At 69.7% G+C, this 20,360-nt stretch carries 19 protein-coding genes; 12 read left to right on the top strand and 7 right to left on the bottom strand.

Annotation, left to right across the window (positions count from 1 at the left end; all coding sequences use genetic code 11):
• Positions 1-336 precede the first annotated feature (336 nt).
• Positions 337-558, top strand: a complete 222-nt coding sequence (locus IT371_05305) for a hypothetical protein (GenBank protein MCC6747055.1) — start codon at positions 337-339, stop codon at positions 556-558.
• A gap of 492 nt (positions 559-1,050) precedes the next feature.
• Here IT371_05305 and IT371_05300 read toward each other — a convergent pair whose 3' ends face one another.
• Positions 1,051-1,311, bottom strand: coding sequence for a hypothetical protein (locus tag IT371_05300; protein ID MCC6747054.1), 261 nt, complete (start codon positions 1,309-1,311; stop codon positions 1,051-1,053).
• 291 nt (positions 1,312-1,602) lie between these two features.
• Between IT371_05300 and IT371_05295 the strand changes: the two genes are divergently transcribed.
• The 4 genes from IT371_05295 to IT371_05280 all read left to right on the top strand — a co-directional run bounded on the left by IT371_05295 (position 1,603) and on the right by IT371_05280 (position 8,938).
• Positions 1,603-3,231, top strand: coding sequence for a HEAT repeat domain-containing protein (locus IT371_05295; GenBank protein ID MCC6747053.1), 1,629 nt, complete (start codon positions 1,603-1,605; stop codon positions 3,229-3,231).
• 2 nt (positions 3,232-3,233) lie between these two features.
• Positions 3,234-5,261, top strand: coding sequence for an IPT/TIG domain-containing protein (locus IT371_05290; protein MCC6747052.1), 2,028 nt, complete (start codon positions 3,234-3,236; stop codon positions 5,259-5,261).
• Positions 5,258-7,243, top strand: coding sequence for a hypothetical protein (locus tag IT371_05285; GenBank protein MCC6747051.1), 1,986 nt, complete (start codon positions 5,258-5,260; stop codon positions 7,241-7,243). The genes IT371_05290 and IT371_05285 overlap by 4 nt, the downstream gene beginning before the upstream one ends.
• 105 nt (positions 7,244-7,348) lie before the next feature.
• On the top strand, positions 7,349-8,938 hold the full coding sequence (locus tag IT371_05280; GenBank protein ID MCC6747050.1) for a hypothetical protein: 1,590 nt from the start codon (positions 7,349-7,351) through the stop codon (positions 8,936-8,938).
• A 52-nt stretch (positions 8,939-8,990) separates the two neighbouring features.
• Here the strand turns inward: IT371_05280 and IT371_05275 are convergent, their stop codons facing one another.
• The 5 genes from IT371_05275 to IT371_05255 all read right to left on the bottom strand — a co-directional run bounded on the left by IT371_05275 (position 8,991) and on the right by IT371_05255 (position 12,428).
• On the bottom strand, positions 8,991-9,830 hold the full coding sequence (locus IT371_05275; protein ID MCC6747049.1) for an SDR family NAD(P)-dependent oxidoreductase: 840 nt from the start codon (positions 9,828-9,830) through the stop codon (positions 8,991-8,993).
• On the bottom strand, positions 9,827-10,810 hold the full coding sequence (locus tag IT371_05270) for an NAD-dependent epimerase/dehydratase family protein (protein ID MCC6747048.1): 984 nt from the start codon (positions 10,808-10,810) through the stop codon (positions 9,827-9,829). Before IT371_05270 ends, IT371_05275 begins: the two co-directional genes overlap by 4 nt.
• A gap of 14 nt (positions 10,811-10,824) precedes the next feature.
• A complete protein-coding gene (locus IT371_05265; GenBank protein MCC6747047.1) occupies positions 10,825-11,865 on the bottom strand; it encodes a hypothetical protein in 1,041 nt (346 codons plus the stop codon).
• A gap of 35 nt (positions 11,866-11,900) precedes the next feature.
• Complete coding sequence (locus IT371_05260; GenBank protein MCC6747046.1) at positions 11,901-12,089, bottom strand: hypothetical protein; 189 nt, start codon at positions 12,087-12,089, stop codon at positions 11,901-11,903.
• 63 nt (positions 12,090-12,152) lie between these two features.
• Positions 12,153-12,428, bottom strand: coding sequence for a hypothetical protein (locus tag IT371_05255; GenBank protein MCC6747045.1), 276 nt, complete (start codon positions 12,426-12,428; stop codon positions 12,153-12,155).
• A 100-nt stretch (positions 12,429-12,528) separates the two neighbouring features.
• Between IT371_05255 and IT371_05250 the strand changes: the two genes are divergently transcribed.
• The 6 genes from IT371_05250 (at position 12,529) to IT371_05225 (ending at position 17,704) form a co-directional block, all read left to right on the top strand.
• Positions 12,529-12,966 (top strand): MarR family transcriptional regulator, encoded by a 438-nt coding sequence (locus tag IT371_05250; protein MCC6747044.1) that lies wholly within the window; start codon positions 12,529-12,531, stop codon positions 12,964-12,966.
• A 39-nt stretch (positions 12,967-13,005) separates the two neighbouring features.
• The gene (locus IT371_05245; GenBank protein MCC6747043.1) at positions 13,006-14,166 is read left to right on the top strand and encodes an acyl-CoA dehydrogenase family protein; all 1,161 of its coding nucleotides are present in this window, start codon (positions 13,006-13,008) and stop codon (positions 14,164-14,166) included.
• Between the two features lie 3 nt (positions 14,167-14,169).
• On the top strand, positions 14,170-14,793 hold the full coding sequence (locus tag IT371_05240; GenBank protein ID MCC6747042.1) for a gluconate 2-dehydrogenase subunit 3 family protein: 624 nt from the start codon (positions 14,170-14,172) through the stop codon (positions 14,791-14,793).
• On the top strand, positions 14,790-16,337 hold the full coding sequence (locus IT371_05235) for a GMC family oxidoreductase (protein ID MCC6747041.1): 1,548 nt from the start codon (positions 14,790-14,792) through the stop codon (positions 16,335-16,337). Before IT371_05240 ends, IT371_05235 begins: the two co-directional genes overlap by 4 nt.
• Positions 16,338-16,972: 635 nt before the next feature.
• Positions 16,973-17,362, top strand: coding sequence for a hypothetical protein (locus IT371_05230; protein ID MCC6747040.1), 390 nt, complete (start codon positions 16,973-16,975; stop codon positions 17,360-17,362).
• Between the two features lie 174 nt (positions 17,363-17,536).
• The gene (locus tag IT371_05225; protein MCC6747039.1) at positions 17,537-17,704 is read left to right on the top strand and encodes a hypothetical protein; all 168 of its coding nucleotides are present in this window, start codon (positions 17,537-17,539) and stop codon (positions 17,702-17,704) included.
• Here the strand turns inward: IT371_05225 and IT371_05220 are convergent.
• Positions 17,688-18,287 (bottom strand): hypothetical protein, encoded by a 600-nt coding sequence (locus tag IT371_05220; GenBank protein ID MCC6747038.1) that lies wholly within the window; start codon positions 18,285-18,287, stop codon positions 17,688-17,690. The two genes, IT371_05225 and IT371_05220, sit on opposite strands and share 17 nt — an antisense overlap.
• A gap of 369 nt (positions 18,288-18,656) precedes the next feature.
• On the opposite strand from IT371_05220, the gene IT371_05215 reads away from it, so the two are divergent.
• The gene (locus tag IT371_05215; protein MCC6747037.1) at positions 18,657-19,763 is read left to right on the top strand and encodes a hypothetical protein; all 1,107 of its coding nucleotides are present in this window, start codon (positions 18,657-18,659) and stop codon (positions 19,761-19,763) included.
• Positions 19,764-20,360 lie beyond the last annotated feature (597 nt).

Raw genomic sequence — 20,360 nt, 5'->3', positions numbered from 1 at the left:
AAAAAGCGGCGTGATGTCGCGGCACAAATCCAACGCACGATGGCACATGGCTTGCTCTAGCGCCGGTCAGCGAGGAGGAATCCCATGACCACGTCGTCCCGTTTCCGTGCACCGCATCGCTTGGTTTCGTGTGTGATAGCAGCGACCTTGCTTCTCGGCACCGCATCTGTGGCGTCCGCCCGACTAGGGCAAGGCGCAGGTGGTAGTGGCCTGGCCCAGAAATGGGGAGAGGCGCGGCAGCGCCTGTCGGGTTTCACCCAGCGGGTTACGGCAACGCCACGGCAGTTCCTCACGCGCGCGGCCACACCGCGGGCGACGGAAGCCGGCATCCCGAAGATGACCGTCGGGGGGTACCTGGGCTGGATGGTGCTCACCGGGGCGTCGGCCGTGGTGCCCTTCCTGAGGCCCGAATGGAACTGGGGGACCTACGGTTGGGGCACGATCATGGCTGGCGTGACGACCTACCTCGGGGTGACGCTCGCCGCGAACTGGAAGAACATCATGGCCTACACGCGGGGAGAAGCGAGGGACGTCCAGAGCCCCCACCCGAACAGGTAGCCCGCCTCCTTTCCTCCCCGCCGCGCCGCGTCTTCCCCGCCTCCTCCAAGCCGACCAACTCCCGACCAACTCAACCCCCGACCAACTCAACCCCGGTGCGCGCGGGGGTTCCGCAAATCAACCCCGGTGCGCGCGGGGGTTCCGCAAATCAACCCCGGTGCGTGCTGCGGGACGCGGTGGGGGCGAAGGCGGGGGAGGAAATGGGCCTCACCCTCGAACCCGCGGGGGGGTTCGAGGTCTCGAGGGTGATGGCACCGGCAGGGGGAGAAGCGCAGATTTTAGAAGGCGGGTGTTGCGGGCGACGCTACACAATAGCAATCGGCATGCCTGAATCGAGCGAGCCCTCGCGGGGGCAGGATCCCGTCGAACGCTTGAAGATCCTTCGAGTGACGACCTGAGCGGCCAGCGCGGCCCATGAGGTCCGTGACCCCACTGGCCACGTCAGTTGACCCCATCGGCCACCCGAGTGACCAGTCCTCGGTGTGCGCCGCGCTACCGCGGCTGGACCGGCCGGGGCTGATCCGGCGGGGCCTGCGCCGGCCCCACGTCCGGAGGCGCGCACTGGCAGACCTCGCAGCCTCGCCCCTCGTCGTAGGAACACTGAACCTGGGTCAGGCAGCGCAACGCCTGGTGATCGGGGCACCGATGGGCCGTGGGACGACGTCCGGCCGCCGAGCTCGCGCAGCCGGCAGCGAGGAGCGGCAACCCCAGCAGGCTCAGCACCAACAGCACGCGATGGCAGAATATGCGCATGGGTCCGACGAGGATCCGTGATCTTGCGTGGCTTCGCAAGAGATGACCCCGGGAGCGACGTCGCGGTTCGGGCCACCCCGCGTCCGCTCCTCCAGCGCTCGTGCCCGGTCACCCGCGTCCGCGCCACGGCTCGCTCGTGCCGTCGCCGATTGCCCGATTTGTCGGGGGTCAGTACACTTACGCGTGCTCCGGCCGGAATCTCAGCCCGGAGGCTCGCGTTTTTCACGCACGTCGCTTCCAGGCTCGGCTCGCTGGCCGCGCAGGCCCAAGGGTCGATCCCAAGGTGTGGCTATGGAGCCGATCCTCGAACGAATCGCAGGCATGCTCGGCGACGAGCGGGTGGAGCGGCGTTGCGCTGCGGCCATGGTGCTGGCCGAGGTGCGACCCAAGAGCGCCGAGGTCACGGAGGCGCTCGCGCGCTGCCTGGCCGAGGATCACGCCCCGTTGCGGGTCTACGCCCTCGAGGCGCTGGCGGCGATGCGCGCCACCGGGATCGCCTCCGCCGTGGCTCCCCTGCTCGACAGCCCCGACGAGGAGGTGCGGGCCCGGGCCGCGGTGCTCCTGGCTAGCCAGGGGGCGAAGGCCGCGGCGGCGCTCACCCGCGAGCTGGATGGCGCCCCGCTCGCGCGGCGGCGGACCATCGTGCAGATCCTGGCGCGCTTTCACAGCAAGGACACCTTCGAGCGCCTGCTGAAGCTCCTGCCCGACGAGGAGCTCGGCGACACGGTGCTGACCACGCTCCGCGGCGAGCTCGAGCAGATGAACGACGCCGAGCAGAAGTCCCTGCGCGAGGCGGTCGCGGCGCTGCTCAAGAACAAGAGCTGGATGTCCGAGCTCACGGGGGCCGCGCGCACGGTGCGGCTTCTCGGGTACTTTCGCGACGGCAAGCTCACCGCCGCGATCCTGCCGTTTCTCGGCGACAAGAGCCCCGTGCCGGTGCGCGTGGCCGCGCTGGCCGCGCTCCGCCGGCCGCTCCACGCGGGCAAGCCCCCTCTCGACGCCGTGCGCGAGCTCTTGCGCTGCGCCGCCGACGCCGACCCATCCGTCGCGCGCGCCGCGGTGGACACCTTGCGCGGGCTGCCCCTGCCCCCCGAGGCCGCCCCGGCCCTGCCGAAGCTCGCCGAGTCGACGCACAGCGAGACTCGCGCGTACGCGCTCGATGCGCTCGGCCGAACGGGGGACACCAAGGCGGTCAAGACGCTCATCGCCTCCCTCGGCAGCGACGATCCGACCGCGCGCGAGGCGGCGGCTCGCGCTCTGTCGCGCATCGACGGCGCCGCGGGGGCGCTGGTCAAGGAGCTCGAAGCGGCGCTCGGGCAGCCCGAACGCCTCGAGCGGCTCGTGCGCCTGCTCCTGCCGCACGCGACCGAGCTCGGCGCGGCGGCGAAGAAGACCCTGGCCGAGCTGGCGCTCGACGCGCTCGAGGCCGACCGCCCGGCCGCAGCTCCTCTGCTTCGACTGCTCAAGGCGGCCGACCCGCAGGGTCTCGCGAGTCTGTTCACCGAGCGGGCTCTTGCGCACAAGAAGGCCAAGCGGTTCGAGCAGGCCTTCGCGCTCATGTCGCGCCTCGAGGCGGCCGGGCTGCTCGACGACGAGGGGCACTACGTGGCGCTCGTGAGCGGTCTCTGCGCGCACCCGGGCAAGAAGGACCTGGCGCGCGCGTCGCGCACGACGGACCCGGTCCTGAAGCACGCGGTGGCGCTCATCACTGCGGGGTTTCCGGTGGTCGGGCGGCTCAAGAAGGAGAAGACCGTGGCCGACGAGGACCTCTTCTTCGTCGGCTTCAACTTCGTGGAGAGCAAGGACGAGGACGAGAAGGAGCTCGGCGGGGAGCTGCTCTCGCACCTCGCGGAGAGCTCGCCGCGGAGCAAGCTCGGGCGCAGCGCGAAGAACAAGCTGCGCCTCGTGGGATTGGAGTAGGGATGCGCGCAGCACTGAAGGTGGTCGTGCTAGGGGCGTGGACGCTGGTTCTGCCGGGCTGCCTGCAGGACCTCGTCAAGGGGTTCGTGCCGATCGCGCCAGGGGACGCGGAGATCGCGTTTCCCGACGGAGGGACGGGGGTGGACGCGGACGGGATCGTCCCCGACCGCTTCGGCCTGCTGCACGTGAAACCCGCGCACGGGCCGTTTGCGGGCGGGACCAAGGTGGTGATCACCGGCTCGGGCTTCGGCAAGGGCGTGACGGTGCGCATAGGGGGCAAGGAGATCCAGACCGGGCAGCAGCGCATCATCAGCCCGATCCAGGTGGAGGTCCTGACGCCCGCCGGCGAGGTGGGGGCGGCGGACGTGGAGGTGACGAACGGCAAGGAGACGCTCACGCTCCCCGGGGCGTTCACCTACGACGGCGCGTACCTCGACCCGGCGAGCGGGCCTTCCTCGGGCGGCACGCTCGTCACGCTCTACGGCAAGGGGACGAGCTTCGTCGAGGGGATGAAGCTCACGCTCGGGGGCAAGCCGCTCACCGAGGTGGAGGTGGTGGGGACCACGAGCCTGCGCGCGGTCACGCCGCCGGGGATCGACGGACCGGTGGAGCTCGTCTTCGCCGGCGCGGACGGCAAGGACGTGCGCATCAAGGACGCCTATACCTATTACACCGCGGCGAGCCCGCTCAACGGCGGCATGGGGGGCGGGCGCATCCAGGGGACCGTCACGGTGACCGTGCTCGACCAGTTCACCCGGCAACCGGTGAAGGGGGCGCGCGTCTACCTGCAGAAGGGGCGCGCCATCGCGGCCTCGGGGGACGCCGACGCCAAGGGCGTGGTGGTCTTCGCGGCGAAGGAGATGGCCGGCCCGGTGACCGTCTCGGCGGGGGCGCCGAAGTACGAGACCACGACGGTGGTGCAGTTCGACGCGCGCGACCTGACGGTGCTGCTCACGCCGATCATCGAGCCGCAACCGGGGCCCTTTCCGCCGGGACAGCGCCAGGTCTACATCGAAGGCTACGTGCTCTTCGGCGGACCCACCGGGGCCGGGAGCACGCGCTGGAACATCATCCCCGAGCCGAAGCAGGGGCAGCAGAAGCGCGTCTACGTCTACGTGACGAACTCGAGCGTCCGCTACGGACCGCCTTACGCGGGACCCACGGCGGTCATCGACTACGAGGCGGGGACGGGGACGACGGCCTGGCCCTACAGCCTCTACTCGCGTACCGGGTCGCTGGCGGTCTACGCGCTCGCGGGCCTGCACACGCAGGCCACGAACACCTTCGTGCCGTATGCGATGGGGATCACGCGGGGAGTGGTGGGAGGTCCGGGCGACCGCCTGAAGGTGGACGTGCTGGTGAACATACCGCTGACGGAGAAGGTCACGGTGGAGCTCGCCGACGTGCCGCAAGGGATGCTCAAGCACCGCGTGCGCTTCACCATCGACCTCGGTGCGGACGGCTTCATCCTGCGAGACGACATGGATCGCTCGGGCGACGGCGTGCCGACGACCTTCGATTTCTCACGGCTGCCGAGCTTCAGCCACCAGGGGCTCTTCGACGCGGCGTACAGCGTGGACGTGCTCTTCGACGCGGGATCGGTGCAAGGGGTCCCCTACACGCGCGGGACGGCGATGGCCGTGCAACCCACCGGGGGCAAGATCGTGGTGGACGGCTTCCTCGGCGTGCCGGTGCAGGTCAAGCCAGCGCCGGGCGGTCCGCTCCAGGGGAACACCTTGAAGTGGAGCTACTCGGGGGGAAAGCCGAGCCTCGCGGTGACGGTGCTCATGCGTCCCGACGAGACGCCGGTCTGGCGCGTGATCAGCCCCGGAGACGTGACGGAGGTGAAGCTGCCCGACCCGCGGACGGTGGGCCTACCCGAGTGGCCCGCGGGCAATCTCGTCTGGCTGCAGTACCTCGTGCGCCTCCCCGGCTTCGACTTCAACAGCTACAACTACAGCCATCTGAGCTCGCGCTACTGGGATCGCTGGTCCTACGACGAGTTCGCCTTCAAGGTGACCACCCCGTGAGAACGCTCGCCCTCGCCAAGGGGTGGAGGGTGCCGCTGCTCGCTTTCGGGGCGGCGGTCCTTTGCACCTGCGCCAAAGTGGGACCGGACAAGAACGTGTGCGAGGCGGAGAGCTACTCTTGCCGCGGGCACACGGCGCTCAAGTGCCTGCCCGACGGCACGGGCTACGTGGTAGAGCGCGACTGCGCGAAGAACGGGCAGATCTGCACCAGCGTGGGCTGCCGGCTCTGCGAACCGGACCAGCAGACCTGCGTGGGAGAGAAGCTCCTGCGCTGCCGCTCTGACGGCGCCGGTTACAACCCGAAGCCCGACCTGGTCTGCGACGTGAAGCAGGGGCAGGTCTGCAACCAGGCCTCGTGCGTGAACGCGTGCGAGCTGGCGGCCAAGAACCGCAGCTACGTGGGGTGCGAATACTGGGCGGTGGACCTGGACAACGCGGTGGTGGAAATCGGCAGCGCGGCGGCGCAGCAGTACGCGGTGGTGCTGAGCAACCCCTCGCCTCTTCCTGCGGCCGTGAAGGTGTCGATCAACGAGGCGGCCGTGGGCGAGCCGGTGAAGCTCAAGGTGATCGAGGAGCGGGAGGTCGGTCCGCAGGCGCTCGAGGTGTTGCTGCTCCCCTCGCGCGAGGTGGATGGCTCGCCCCCCGGGGAGTACAACACGGGGACCGGCACCGCGCTCACCAGCAACGCCTACAAGATCCAGTCGTCGGTCCCGATCATCGCCTATCAGTTCAATCCACTCTCGAACGTGGGGGTCTTCTCGAACGACGCGTCGCTGCTCGTGCCTACGCAGGCGCTGACCGTCGACGCCAAGGCCGAGAACGGCGCGTCGTACCTGGTGATGGGCTGGCCCCAGACGATCGCCTCGACGGGAGACCCGAAGACGAACTTCGGCAACGACCTGCGCTCCTTTCTGACGATCGTGGGGACGCGCGAGAACACCCAGGTGAAGATCAAGCTCTCCACCGCCATCATCTCCGACGGGGCGACGGGGCGGATCCCCGCGGCGCAGGCGGGGGACGTGCTGGAGATGAAGCTCGGCCCCTTCGACGTGCTGAACCTGGAGACGGGGGGCTTCGGCAAGGACGCGGACTTCACCGGGACGGTGATCGACGCGGACCATCCGGTGGCGGTCTTCTCGGGCGCGGAGGCGGCGGACGTGCCGGACTTCACGGACCTCACCTTCCGGCGCTGCTGCGCGGACCACCTCGAGGAGCAGCTCTTTCCGAAGACCACGCTCGGGCGAACCTTCATCGCGCTCGTGTCACCGTCGCGGAGCGTGGCGCTCAAGGCGGCAGGGGCGACGATCCAGGAGCAGCCGAAGGAAAAGGAGTATTTTCGCATCCTGACCGCGGGCGAGTTCTCGACCGTCACGACCAGCCTGCCCGCGCCGCGGAATCGGCTCTCCATCGGCGGCGGCAAGTACCTGCAGGTCGAGACCGACCAGGACTTCACGATCCAGGGGAACGACCCGCTCGTCGTGGGGCAGTTCAACGCCAGCCAGCAGGTCTCGGGGATCCCGTCGTCGCTGCCCGGGGGGGACCCGTCGTTCATTCTGCTGCCGCCGGTGGAGCAGTTCCGCAAGGACTACCTCTTCCTCACGCCCGACAAGTACTCGTTCGACTTCATCATGGTGGCCGCGCCGAAGGACGCGACGGTGCGGCTCGACGGGCGGACGCTCGCGGTCGGCTGCGACACCACGCAAGGGGCCAAGATCTGCTGCACGCTGAACCCCGTGGGCAAGGTGAAGCGCGCGGGCGATCTCCTCGAGACGGAGTACGTGGCGTGGAAGTGCCAGCTCTCCTTTCCGCGCATCATCGAGGGGAAGGTGCCGCCGGAGAACCTCGCGCCGGGGGAGCAGTACGACGGGGTGCACCGCCTGACGGCGACGCATCCGGTCGGTCTCGTGGTCTACGGCTTCGACGCCTTCGTGAGCTACGGCTACCCGGGGGGCACGGACCTCGCGCTGATCAATCTGCGGTAGAACACCGATCGGACTGGAAAGCCTCGTGCGACGCGCACCCATGGTCTGCGCCCCGCGGCGGCGCTTGAGCGAAACTGCACCTGCGATATGTTTACCTCCGGACCCATGCGCTACCGCTGCTTGAGCTGCGAGCAGAGCTTCGAGGTGACGGGCGGTGACAAGCCGCGCTGCCCAACGTGTCTCCGGCAGCACGGCCTCGAGGTCGAGGGAGCCGCGCCACCGACGGTCGCGAGGGGCGCCCGGCCGGATCGGCGCCGCCGGCTGGGGCTCGTGCTGGCAGTCGCGGGGGTCGCGCTCGGCCTCGGCGGGGCGGGGTTCTTCTGGCTGCACCGACGGGCGCTGCCGAAGCCCGGGGAGCTCGCGCTGCTCGATGGGCGGGATATCGCGCGAACGCTCGAGCGGCGCGGCGTACCGCGGAGCGAGGCGCTCGACCTGTTCGAACTCACGCCGGAGCTGAGGCGCCTCGTGGACGTGCCGCGCACGGGGGACGCGGTGGCGCGGGCGCGGGGGATCGCGAGCCAGCTCGCGTCGCGTCTGGCGAAGGTGCGGGTGGAGACGGACGTTCACGCGCGCGGGCTGGTGCGCACGCCGCCGGAGCTGGTGGCCGAGCTGGCCGCGGGGAAGCTGGTCCGCGCGACCTCGTTCGAGCTCGCGACGCTCGTGGTGACGCTGCTCCGCGGGGCGCGCCTCGAGGCGGTACTGGCCGAGGTGCACCTGCTCAAGGGGCGGCTGCGCGCCGCTGACCCGACGGGGGTGCTCGGGCGATACGTGGCCGTGGTCTACGCCGCGGGGCAGCTCGGGCGCACGCCGGCGCTCGTCCTCGATCCGGCGCGGGCCGCTCAGCTGCCCCGCTGCACCGGAGGACGCGACGCGGAGATGACGAGCGCGGCCGAGTCGCTCGTCCCGCTCGACGACGCCTCGGCGGCGGCACACCTTCTGTCGCTGCGGGCGCTCGCGGCGAGCCAGGAGGCGGCGGCAGGGGCGCGGGCCTACGAGCTCTCGCGCTTCGCGGTGGCGGGTGCGGCGCCGTCACCGACGGTGCAGATGGCGCAGGCCCTGGTCATCGCACGGGTGGGAGGCGGTGGGGACGCACTGGCGGCGGCCCGGCGAGCGGTCGCGCTGCGCGACGATGCGGCACGGCGCACGGCGCTGGCGCGGCTGCTGCTCGCGGAGGGGCACGCGGCCGAGGCGGTCACGCACCTCGAGCAGGCGCTGAAGCAGGACGGGACGTTCTTCCAGGCGCACGGCGTGCTCGCGACGGTGCGCTGGTTCGTCGGCGAGCAGCAGCAGGGAGACCGTCACCTGCAGGCCGCGCTCGGGCTCTGCGGCGAGGCGGCGTCGATCCAGGCGCTGCAGGCCACGTGGCACCTCGCGCGGGGCGAGCTCGACCCGGCGATCCGGCGCCTCGAGCGCGTGGTGGCCGAGGGCCCGTCGGAGCAGACGCTGCTGCAGCTCTACTGGGCGCTGCGCCAGAAGGGGGAGGCGGCACGCGCGACGAAGGTGCGCGAACGGCTCCTCTCCTTCAGCGGCGATGCGGCGCGCGCGCGCAAGGCGCTCGAAGCGATGGACCAGGCGCTCGCCGGGGCGGCGAAGGGGGCGGCGAAGGGCGCGGGCGAGCCGGCTGCCGAGGGCTCCGCGCCACCGCCCGCGCTCCCGCCGAAGCTGAAGCTCCCCGACGTGTCGCTCGGACGTTAAGGAGGCTGGCCAGAATTACCTGTGCATCCTCGCGGCCGATCCATCGCGGCCGCTACGACTTCTCCGCGCGCGGCACCTTGATGTCCATGAAGTTGAGCAGGATGGCATCGCGGGCCACGGTGGGGAGCATGCGGTTGAGAAAGATGAAGAAGGTGCTCTTGAAGTCGATCTGATTGTGGAGCTTCGGGCTCGGGGACTTCACCACCTGACAGATGCGGCGGGCGGCGTCGAGCGGGGTCGGCGCGGTCTTGATCAACTCCTCGTCGCGGGCGATGAAGCGACGCACGCGCTCGCGATAGGGGGAGCCCTCCTCGGGGAGGTGGTGGATCTTGGCCGCGAAACTGGTCGAGACCTGCGCCGGCTCGATCAGCGCCACGCGGATGCCGAAGGGCTCGACCTCATAGCGCAGCGAGAGCACGAGCCCCTCGATGGCGAACTTGGTGGCGGTGTAGATCGACTCGAAGGGGAAGGGGATCTGCCCGACGAGCGACGACATGGAGATGAGCTTCCCCGCGCGGCGTGCTCGCATCGACGGCAGGAAGGCCTGAAAGACGGCCGCCGTGCCGATGACGTTGATCTCGAGCGCCTTCTGCGCGCGCGCCAGGTCCACCTCTTCGAAGGGGCCGAAGAAGCCGATCCCGACGTTCGAGAGCACCGTGTCCACGTGCCCGTAGCGCGCCAGCACGCGGTCCCGGAAGGCGAGGATGCCGGGACGATCGGTCACGTCCAGCCGCTCGAGCAGGTGCGCGTCGCCGAGCTCGGCGCGAAGGCTCTCCACGCCGGCCCCGTCCACGTCGAAGCCGGCGATCGCGTAGCCTTCCCCCGCCAGCAACTTCGCCACCTCGCGCCCCATGCCCTGCGCGAGACCCGTGATCACCACCACGCCGCTCATGTGTTTTCTCCCTGCTGGTAGTTCGCGCCCAGCTCCGCCACCGAGCGGCGGAAGTCCGGGTGCTCGAGCCGAAAGCCGGTGGCCTTCAGCCGCGCGTTGTCGATCAGGTAGTCCTGCCGGAGGTACCCGATGGCGTCGGCCTCGACGTCGGGGATCTTTCGCGTCACCCGATAGGCCGCCGCGCCGGCGAAGGCGATGGCCTGCATCACGGGGAGGGGCAGGTGGAGCCGCGGAGGCCGCAGCCCATAGGCCTCGGAGGCCCAGGTGAGCGCCTCCTCGATCGTCGGGTGGCTGTCGTCCGCCACGTTGTAGACGCGGCCCACGGCTTCCTCGAGCCGGGAGAGATGGAGCGCGGCGCGCGCCACGTCCTCGGCCCGCACGTTCGAGAGGCGGTTGCGTCCGTTGCCCGGAATCGCGGGGAGCGGCGTGGGTCGCGAGAAGACCTTCCCCGCGCCGTCGTTGCAGCCGGGGCCATAGACCATGCACGGGCGCAGGATCGTGGCGGGGAGCCCCTCCGCGAGGCGGGCGAAGACCACGTCCTCCCCGTCCCGCTTGCTCCGCGCGTAGTCGTCTCGCGGCACGCGCGGCGCGCTCTCGTCGAGCGGGGCCCCGGTGCCGAGGCCGTAGACGCTCGAGGAGCTGACCTGCACGAAGCGCTCCACGCGGTGGGCCAGGGCCAGGCGCGTGAGGTGCTCGATGCCGAGCACGTTCACCGGCCGGAGCTGCGCGAACGGCACCGTGAGGTTGCAGATCGCCCCGAGGTGGAAGACGCGCGCCACCCGGCCCGCGAAGAGGGGCGGGAGCGTCTCGGGCCGGGTCAGGTCGGCCGAAAGGTACTCCCCGCTGAAGCCCGGGATGGGGCAGGTGGGGGCGCGGTCGGTCGCGCGCACGCGCTCCCCCGCCTCGAGGAGGCAGGCCACGAGGTGCCGGCCGAGAAAGCCGGTCGCGCCGGTGACGAGCGTGACGGGTCGGTCCATCATCTGGGAGCTCGGCATCAGAGTCGGCACAGGGCCCCCTCGCGCACGATGCGACGCGTGACGCTGAAGCCCACGGCAAAGGTCGGGCACCAGGCCGAGTGCTTGCCCGGACCGCCCGCCACGAGCACCCGCAGGCTCTCCGGCTCGCGGACCAGCGGAATGCGTCCCCCCCACTCGGAGAGCTTGTCCTTGTAGCCGCCCCAGGAGGTGAGCTCGGCCAGCTTGCCCGCGCCGATGCGCTCCACGCTGACCCGCGCCCGCTCGTAGAGGAAGGCTTGCACGGCCGCACGGTCAAACCCGCCGTCGGCGATGGTGCGCGCGTGCTCCGGGCCGAGGACGAGGAAGGTGTCTCCGCCTACGTAGAGGTTGTTATTCCCGACGGTGGCCATGGTTTCGGCGACGGTCGTGAGCAGCGACTCCGCGGTGCTCGAGCCGTGGTCGTTGATGTTGTGCGGCCCCTCCGTGGCGGCCACGGTGACGCAGCTCTCCTCGGCGGAAAACCCGAGCACGGTGCGAAGGGGGGGCCAGGGACTCTCGGCCTCGTTCTCCGCGAAGCAGAAGCCGACCTTGGCCGGCGAGCCCTGCGTCGCGCGATCGGCCCCGCCCGGCAGCGCCCCGCCCACGTTCTGCAGCACGAGGCGCAGCGCCCGGCCGAGCGACGCGTTGGCCCGGTTCCCCTGGCCGAGGCAGTTCGGGCCGGCGTTCAGCCCCAGCTCGCGCGCGATGGGACCGTGCACGAGGAGCATCACCCCGCAGGGGTGCGTGGTGGTCTGGACCCCGATCAAATTGAACGCCGGTTCTAGAACGGCCTCCACGGCTGCCATCAGCACCGGGAAGTGCTCGGGCAGGCAGCCGGCCATCACGGCGTTGATGGCCAGCTTCTGCACCGTGGCGGGGCCGCCCGAAGGAGCGACGGCTCCCAGGCTCTCGAGCGGGTAGCGCGTGGCGGCGGCGCACATCGCGTCCACGCGTTCGCGCGTGGGAGCCACGATGGGCAGCCCGTCGGAGAAGCCCCAGCGATGGAAGGCCTCGCAGACCGCCTGTTCGTCGCCGTCGATCTGGAGCTCGAGACGCTCGGGAGACGGGGGCGTGATCATGGGGCCTCCCGGGTGAGGGCGCGCGCGACCTGGTCCACCACCTCGTCGGTGATCAGCGACGAGGCGCGCTCGCGTGGGAGGCCCCCCACGGGGTGCCCGACGACCACCAGCGGCGAGTCCTTCGCGTTCTGCTGGGCGAGCAGGTCGGCGGCGAAGCGGTGGAAGCTCGAAGTGACGAGTCCCACCACTGCGAGACCCGCGCGAGCCAGAGTCAGCTGGTCGTGGACACTCCACGACGTGCAGGAGCCTCAGTCGTAGACCGCGAGGACCACCCCCTCGCAGTCCCGACGGAGCTCCGCGAGCAGCGGCTCCGGAGCGGCGAGCGAGGGGACGGTCTTCGTGACCTGCTTGGAGACGACGCCGAAGCGCTCGTGGAGGCGCGCGGCCAAGCTCTCGAGCAGCACGTCGGCGTTGGGCTTGTTGTTGCCGAGAAAGCCGAGCGTGCGGCCCGTCAGGCCCTCGAGCCTGCTCTGGGCCGAGGAGACGGGCGGCGGGGGCGCGGACACCGGGTGCAGGACGATCATCTCGACGCTCCTTCGCGAGGCGCCTCGACATATACTACGGATCCGTACTATACAGATCGCGATAGTGCGCATTCGTAACGTTTTGCGAAGGCCCCGCGAGATGAGCCAAGAGCCTCCACGATCGGAAGACGGCCTGGCCTTGATGGAGGTCGTGCACCGGGTCACCTCGGCCCACGCCGGGCGGTCGACCCTCGACCTGAACGTTCGGCAGCGCCTGGTGATCCAGGTGCTCGGGCTGGCCCGCCAGACCTCGCCGGCGGCGATCGGGCAGCGGCTCGGGTTCTCTCCCTCGACCATGACCGGTCTCGTGGACCGGCTGGAGGAGCAGCGGTACCTGAGGCGCAGGCCGCACCCGACGGACCGGCGGGCGGTGGCGCTCGAGCTGACGGCCAAGGGGCAGAAGGTCTTCGCCCAGGAGGTCGAGTTCTATCGGGCGCTGGCCGAGCGGGTCTTGAAGGCGCTGCGGCCTCCCGAGCGGGCGCTGGTTTTGCGCGCGCTGTCGAGGCTGGAGGCGGTGGCCGACGCCTCGGCAGCCTGAACCGGTCACGCCTCCGCGGGCTGAGCAAGGAGCGACGCGATGGATTTCCACCTGAGCCCCGAGCAGGAGAAGCTTCAGCAGACCGCGCGGGCCTTCGCGCAGCGGGAGTGCCGCGAGGCCGCGGTGCGGTGGGATCGCGAGGGGACGCTCCCCGACGACGCGCTCGTCGCGCGCATGGTGGAGCTCGGGTGGGTGGGGATGTGCCTCCCCGAGGCCTACGGAGGCGGGGGGCAGGAGCTGCTCTCGGCCATCCTCTGCATCGAGCAGCTCGCGGCCGTCTCGCCACTCGCCGCGGCGCCGGTCTTCGAGTCGAACGTGGGGCCGGTGCGAGTGATCGAGCTCTTCGGCACCGAGGAGCAGAAGCGGCGCTGGCTGCCGCCCATCGCGGCGGGGAAGCTCCACCTGTCGATCGGCATGACCGAGCCCGAGGCGGGGAGCGCGCTGACGGAGCTCACGACGCGCGCCGAGCCGTGCGACGGCGGCTACCGGCTGAACGGCCGCAAGTGCTTTGTCACCGGAGGCGGTCATTCGGGGGCTTATCTCGTGTACTGCCGCGTGGGAGAGAAGCTCGGGGCCAAGGGGATCGCAGGGTTTGTCGTCGAGAAGGGGACGCCGGGCTTCTCGTTCGGCAAGCCGGAGACCTTCATGGGGCTGCGCGGCTTCCCGAGCGCGGACCTCGTCTTCGAGGATTGCGTGGTGCCGGCCGAGAACCTGATCGTCCGGCCCGGCGGCTTCGCGCAGCTCATGCAGTGTTTCGACATCGAGCGCTGTGGCAACGCCACCATGGCGCTTGGTCTCGCGCAGGGGGCGCTCGAATTCGCCGTGCAGTACGCCGCGCAGCGCAAGACCTTCGGCAAGCCGATCTGCGACCGCCAGGCGATCCAGATGATGGTGGCCGACATGGCCACGCGCGTGGACGCGGCGCGGCTGCTCGTCTACCGGGCTGCGGTGAACGCGGGCAAGGGGATTCCAGCGCTGCGCGAGGCCTCGATGGCCAAGGTCTTCGCCAACGAGACGGCCAAGGCGGTGACCGACCTGGCGATGGAGATTCTGGGCGGCTACGGTTATTCGACCGAGTTTCCCGTCGAGCGCATGCTGCGAGACAGCCGCGGATGGGGGATTGCGGGAGGGACGTTGCAGATCCAGAAGATCATCATCGCGGCCGTGACGTTCGGCCGGAAGTTCGATCAGCGAGGCTAGAGGGTGACAGCTCACGGCACGGCGACCACGCGGCGCGGGTTCCTCAAGAAGGGGCTTCTCGGCGGGGCGCTGCTCGCCGCCGGGGGCGTGGGGTTTCTGGCCTTCCGCGGCAGTCGCAAGGTGGCGCTGCCGAAGGAGCCGCTCCAGGTGCTGGATGCCGTGCAGTACGCGGTGGTGCAGGCCATCGCCGCGCGACTGCTCCCGGAGCGCGTCGGCTGGCCCACGGTCGAGGAGCTGGAGGTGGCGCTGGCGGTGGACCGGGTCCTGCGTCTGCAAGATCCGACGGTGCGCAAGGAGGTGAAGCAGCTCCTCGGGCTCTTCGAGAACGCGCTCGCCAACTTCGCCTTCGGGCGGCGCGTGCAGCCCTTCACGCGGCTCTCCGCTGAGGCGCAGGACGAGGTGCTGCGCGAGTGGCAGACGAGCTCGCTCACCCTGCGGCGGACAGGGTTTCAGGGGCTGCGTACGCTGCTCCTCGGCGTCTATCACGCCTCGCCCCGCTCGTGGACGGCCATGCGCTATCCGGGGCCACCCAAGGGGATGCACCAGCCGCTGGCGCCGGTCTGGAAGGGGGGCGGGGCGCCGCGTCCGCCGAGCAACGGCACGGCGCCGCGGGAGGGCGTGAAATGAGCGCGGGACGCATCGTCACGGGGGACGAGATCAACGCCGACCTCGCGCTGTCGTGCGACGTCTGCGTGGTGGGGTCGGGCTCCGGTGGAGGCTGGCTCGCGCACGAGCTCGTCGCGCGGGGTCTCGACGTGATCCTGCTCGAGGAGGGGAGCTACCGCACGCGACGGGACTTCGATCTGACGGAGGCTACGGCGAACCGGTATCTCTACCAGGAGCTCGGCGGACGCACGACCGAGGACCTCGGCGTGAACATCTTGCAGGGGCGCTGCGTGGGCGGGGGCACCACGGTGAACTGGTGTTCGTCATTTCGCACGCCGAGGAAGATCCTCGAGCTCTGGCGCGACCGGCACGGGGTGGAGGGGCTGTCGGAGGCCGCGCTGGCTCCGCACTTCGAGGCGATCGAGAAGCGCTTGCACATCGCCGAGTGGCCGCTCGCGCAGATCAACCGCAACAACCGGGTCCTGTGGGATGGCCTCGGCAAGCTGGGCTACCAGCGGGGGTTGATCCGTCGCAACGTGCACAACTGCGCGAACCTCGGCTACTGCGGGCTCGGCTGTCCCCTGGACGCGAAAATGGGGACGCTCGTGACGGTGATCCCCGACGCGGTGGAGGGCGGGATGCGCCTCTACGCGAACGCGTCGGTGCGGCGGCTCGAGACGAGCGGGCGGAGGGTCACCGCGGTGCACGTCGAGGTGCTGGACCCCGAGAAGGACGCGCCCACCGGCCGGCGGCTGGTCGTGCGTCCGAAGGTGACGGCGGTCTGCGCGGGCGCCATCAACTCCCCGGCGCTGCTGCTCCGGTCGGAGCTGACGGGCGGCGGTCGCGTGGGGCTGCGGACCTTCATCCATCCGGTGGTGCTGATGGTGGCGGAGTTCGACGAGCCGATCGAGGGCTACGCGGGGGCCCCGCAGTCGGTCTACTCGCACCACTTCATCGACCGCGGCGAGCGGATGGGCTTCTTCCTCGAGGTGGCGCCGACCTATCCGCTGGCGGCAGCTGCCACCTCCACGGCCTTCGGCACGCGGCACCAGGCGCTGATGGAGCGCCTCCCGCACCTGCAGGCGAGCTTCGCCGGGGGACTCGACGGGGCGCTCGACGGCGACGAGGGCGGGCGCGTGGCGCTGCACCCCGACAGCGCTCGGCGCGTACGCGTGAGCTACCCCTTCGGCCCGCTCCAGGCGGAGATGTACCGGACGGCCTGCAAGGAGCTGGCGAAGCTTCAGCTCGCCGCCGGGGCCCGGCGCGTACATTCGCTACACCACGAGCCGGTGGAGCTCACCTCCGTCGCGGACCTGCCGAAGCTGGACGCCGCGCCGTGGGAGAACCTTCGGCTGCGCGTGGTGACCGCGCACCTGATGGGGGGCTGCACGATGGGCCGCGACCCGGCGAAGTCGGTCGTGGATTCGCGCCTGCGGTATCACACGCTCGACAACCTCTTCGTCGTGGACGGGTCCGCGTTGCCAACGGGTCTCGGCGTGAACCCGCAGCTTACGATCTTCGGTCTGGCGCGCTTTGGGGCGCAGCACGTGGCGGCCGCCGTCTGAGCGTGGTTGCTGCGGTCCGAGCGTGGCCGCTGCGGTCCGAGCGGCGCGACCGCGCGACCGCGAACCGACCGTGGTTGCCGCGAACCGACCGTGGTTGGACCGCGAACCGACCGTGGTTGCCGCGAACCGACCCGCGAACCGACCCGCGAACCGACCGTGGTTGCACACCGCTCACCGCGGACCGTGGTTGCGCGCGCGACCGCGAACCGACGGTGGTCGCGCGCGCAACCACGGTCGGTTCGAGGTTCACGCACATCGCGCAACCACGGTCGGGTTCGAGGTTCGGTTCGAGGTTCAACGGTCGGGTTCGAGGTTCATGCTACCGAGCGTGCGCGGTCCCATCCGCCATGGACCGGGGGGTGGCCATCACTTGAGCCCGTCAACACAAGGATCTTCGCGTAGAGCAGCGAGACGCGACTGGCACACTTTGTGCTCGGATGCCGGTCGGAGGCTGCACAATGCAAACTCGCGCGATGCCCATTCTTCTTCTGCTCTCTCTAGCGGGACCTGCCGAAGCCTCCGGCTCAAGAACACCTGCAGGACTGGTGGGGGTGGCGCGTCGAGCGCAAGCCGCTTGGAGACTGTCCACCGAGTACCGGCAGACCGGAAGGAAGGTTCATCTCATCAAGAGCCTGATGGTCAGGGCCAAGGACACGCTCGGCATCCTGGTCGGCCACGCCCTCAAGGATTGCGCCCATGAAGGGCGTTTCATGAAGAAGATCATGCCTGAGGCCCTGGCCGCGCAGGCGGTGAAGCGTGGACTGGCGGGACCGTCAACGGCGTTCTCGAGCACCTACGATCCCCAGTTCGGCGGCATTCTCGCGAGACTGAATCTCGACTGGACTGTCAACACGGCTGATTGGGCCTACCGCGTCGTGCTGCCTCGAGGAGCGGTTGTGCAGATACGCGGGGGCTGGACGCTGGTTGGCTGGAGAACCTACTACCTCTACCAGGGGCAGCAGTATGTGACCCCGATGCCGGTGGCAAACAATCAGTGGACGACAGTCTACGACGCTGGCCGGTAGGCGAGGCGCCGCCCCCCTCCTGGGTCGGTACTCGCGCAAGGCCCTGACTCCCAGCGCAGAACGCGGGAGCGGCCTCCCGGAGCCCGAAGATCGCCAGAACTCGCCCTCCGGACCCGAGGGCCACGGCACGGGACCGGTTCCCCCAGCGCGTTGCTTCTCCTCGGCGCCCTGAGCATGGATTTGTTCCTCGCGCGCGACGGCTCAGTGGCGCGCATCACTCACGTGGGCGCGCCGCGCATCTGCGTCGTGAGCGAGGGTCTGGTCAAACGCCTGACCTACGTTCGTGGCATCGACCACCTCGCCGTCGAGGTCGATGCAGCGCTGGCTACAGCGACCAATTGACGCCGAGCTGGAGCGCTCCTTCGCCGACGACCAGATACCCATGATGCAGCGTCGCCCCGGCTTCCGCACCGAGCAGCAGGTGCTTCCAGAGAGTGAAGCGGACGCCGAGCTTGCCAGTGTTGATGAAGTAGCTATCGGGGATGAGGAACAAGCACTTGTCCCCGAGATAGAGCTCGAAGTAGCTCCAGCGGCGGCCAATCGTGAAGCCCCCGAGCACCGTGCCCTGCGACCTCCACGCGCTCGTCCAGGCCGACGCGAAGCCACCGCCCGCGGCGAGCGCCAGCGCTACGCCGTGCTTCTCCGAGGACAGCACGCCGAACCGCACTTGGGCCAGCGCGGAATAGACCTCGTACTGGGCGCCGAGCTCGAGCCAGTTCGTCACACCGACCGCTCCCTGCACCGCGCCGAGCACTTCTGGCAACGTGTTGCCGGTGATTGCGGCGGAAATCTCGAACTGCCCCTTGCTCAAGGTGTCCGCCGAGCGCAGCAACGAATACGTCCCGCAGCCGGTCGTTGTCGAGCAGCAACAGGCAGCGAGCGCCAGCGACAGTGCGCGTGTCTCAGAAACTCGCACCCGCGTCATCTCCCGTTGTGCATACGAGGAGGGCTCCGTCGAGAAACTCGGGCGACAGGGGCGCAATCTGACAACCTCATTATCTCATACCACGCTGTCGCCACGGAACGGTCTCCCTTCCCGAGCGAGCCCGTGCGCAACGCGGCGCCCCCCTTCACCTCGTGCGACTGGAGCTGGGCTTGTTTCGAAAACTAGACACCCGTTGAATGGTGGATACGCCGGCGAGGATGGTTCAGGGGACGAAGGCACGGCGGGCGCGGCGAGACGGACGCGCTGTGCGAGAGCCTCCTGGCGTCACCTCTGGCCTCGGTGAGCGATCGGCTGCGGGTGTTGAGATCCCGCGCGCGCGACTGAGCAAGCGTGTACGATGAAGGCTTCATGTGGAAAGCGGCCGAAGGCTCTACCCAGCGTCTGCTGCAGCTCTGCGGCGCATACTTTTTTTTCTACGTCATCTTCGGTGTGGCCACCAAGTGCTTCACCGGGAAGACCGCCCTGTTCACGCCGGCGATGGGCGACATGGAGTTCCTGGTCTGGTCGACGCTGGGCGGGAACGCTGTTTGCCTGGCCGTCATCGCGACCGCTGGATGGTGGCGCGATCCGCGCGCTTCTGCCCGGCGGCGTGGGCCGCTCGGTCTGCCCCGCGAGTTCCTCTACATCGTCCCCTCCGGCGTGTGCACGGCGGTGGTCATCCCCACGACCACCCTGATGTACATGCTGCTCAAGTCGGTCATGGTGGCCATGGTCATCATGCGAGCCAGCGTGATCGTGATCAGCCGCCTGGTCGACGAGCTCCAGGTCCGACAGGGGATCCTCAAGAAGCGGGTGGTCTGGGAGGAGAACGTCGCGGTGCTCTTCGCGGTGGCGGCCGCCGGCACCCAGATCTTCCTCGCCAAGAGCGATGATTTCGACTTCCTCACGAACACCGCGGCGCTGATCGTCCTGTGCTCCTACATCAGCGCCTACGCCGTGCGCATCTACATCATGAACTACTACAAGAACACCCGGCCTCCCGGCGCGCCGCTCAACAACAAGTGGTTCTTCTCCATCGAGCAGGTTTCGGCCAGCGTGGCCATCGCCGGCGTCACCGGGCTCCTCATCGTGGCCGGCGGGCAGGTGCGGCCCATCGTGGCCATGCGTCAGGCCGTGAGCGCGCCGCATGATCAGTGGTCGCTGGCCATCCTGGCCGGCGTGATCTACGGGATGGTGGCCTTCTTCTCGGTCTTCATCTTCATGTTCAAGGGCCGCACCGCGACCTTTGCCGGGCTGGTCAACCGCATGACCTCGCTCGTCGCCGGGACCACGGCGACCCTCCTCTCGCACCTCATCTTCGGAGGCCGATTCCCGAGCGGCGCCGACTGGTCGTCCTTGGGGCTGGTGCTGACCGCGGTGGTGTTCCTGGCCCGCGCCGAGCGTCGGCGCGTCCCCGAGTTGGCCCAGACATCCGAGGCCACGGCCAAGGGTACCGACGCAAATGGCGCCGGGTAACCGGAACCCGACCCGCTGAGTGCCGGCGCGTCCCCGAGTTGGCCCAGACATCCGAGGCCGCGGCCAAGGGTACCGACGCCAACCCCCCCGAACCCGACCGTGGTTGATGAACCCCCGGCCGCGAACCCGGCCGCGAACCCGACCGTGGTTGACTAGCGCGCGAACCCGACGGCGAACCGCGAACCCGACCGTGGTTGTGCTGCGAAGCTGCAAACCCGACCGGCTGCGTAACCTGCGGACCGTGGTTGCCAATCCGCGCAACCAGTTAGGGCAAACCTGACCCGCGAATCCGGCCGTGGTTGCCGCCGCCCTCGCGGCGCCGCCCCCGGTCGATCTTGTGTCGCTCCCTAAACGTGAAACGGAGTGCTTCGCGACGGCTATGATGGTGAAAGCAGGACTGCGCTACGGCAAACGTATTCCGGTGAGAACGAAGTTGCACATGCGCCACGACGGATGCGGTTCCGTCCGCCCGAACGAGCCCGAGGGAACGGTGAGTATGGGCGATGGTCAGGTCATTTCGACGACGCGCACGCCCGCGTGGAGATGAAGCGCATAGGTTCCCGCCGGAAAGAGGACCTCGCGAACCCCTGCGCGCCA

The organism is Deltaproteobacteria bacterium (assembly GCA_020848905.1).
Taxonomy (GTDB): Bacteria; Myxococcota_A; Polyangia.
The sequence above is the reverse complement of the archived record's forward strand: the minus strand, read 5'-3'. Positions and strand labels throughout refer to the sequence as shown.

Excerpts from the sequence above, each read along its gene's own strand:
- IT371_05305 (MCC6747055.1), top strand. The coding sequence starts at position 337 with ATGACCGTCGGGGGGTACCTGGGCTGGATGGTGCTCACCGGGGCGTCG.
- IT371_05300 (MCC6747054.1), bottom strand. The coding sequence starts at position 1,311 with ATGCGCATATTCTGCCATCGCGTGCTGTTGGTGCTGAGCCTGCTGGGG.
- IT371_05295 (MCC6747053.1), top strand. The coding sequence starts at position 1,603 with ATGGAGCCGATCCTCGAACGAATCGCAGGCATGCTCGGCGACGAGCGG.
- IT371_05290 (MCC6747052.1), top strand. The coding sequence starts at position 3,234 with ATGCGCGCAGCACTGAAGGTGGTCGTGCTAGGGGCGTGGACGCTGGTT.
- IT371_05280 (MCC6747050.1), top strand. The coding sequence starts at position 7,349 with ATGCGCTACCGCTGCTTGAGCTGCGAGCAGAGCTTCGAGGTGACGGGC.
- IT371_05275 (MCC6747049.1), bottom strand. The coding sequence starts at position 9,830 with ATGAGCGGCGTGGTGGTGATCACGGGTCTCGCGCAGGGCATGGGGCGC.
- IT371_05270 (MCC6747048.1), bottom strand. The coding sequence starts at position 10,810 with ATGATGGACCGACCCGTCACGCTCGTCACCGGCGCGACCGGCTTTCTC.
- IT371_05255 (MCC6747045.1), bottom strand. The coding sequence starts at position 12,428 with ATGATCGTCCTGCACCCGGTGTCCGCGCCCCCGCCGCCCGTCTCCTCG.
- IT371_05250 (MCC6747044.1), top strand. The coding sequence starts at position 12,529 with ATGAGCCAAGAGCCTCCACGATCGGAAGACGGCCTGGCCTTGATGGAG.
- IT371_05245 (MCC6747043.1), top strand. The coding sequence starts at position 13,006 with ATGGATTTCCACCTGAGCCCCGAGCAGGAGAAGCTTCAGCAGACCGCG.
- IT371_05235 (MCC6747041.1), top strand. The coding sequence starts at position 14,790 with ATGAGCGCGGGACGCATCGTCACGGGGGACGAGATCAACGCCGACCTC.
- IT371_05230 (MCC6747040.1), top strand. The coding sequence starts at position 16,973 with ATGGTCAGGGCCAAGGACACGCTCGGCATCCTGGTCGGCCACGCCCTC.
- IT371_05225 (MCC6747039.1), top strand. The coding sequence starts at position 17,537 with ATGGATTTGTTCCTCGCGCGCGACGGCTCAGTGGCGCGCATCACTCAC.
- IT371_05220 (MCC6747038.1), bottom strand. The coding sequence starts at position 18,287 with ATGACGCGGGTGCGAGTTTCTGAGACACGCGCACTGTCGCTGGCGCTC.
- IT371_05215 (MCC6747037.1), top strand. The coding sequence starts at position 18,657 with ATGTGGAAAGCGGCCGAAGGCTCTACCCAGCGTCTGCTGCAGCTCTGC.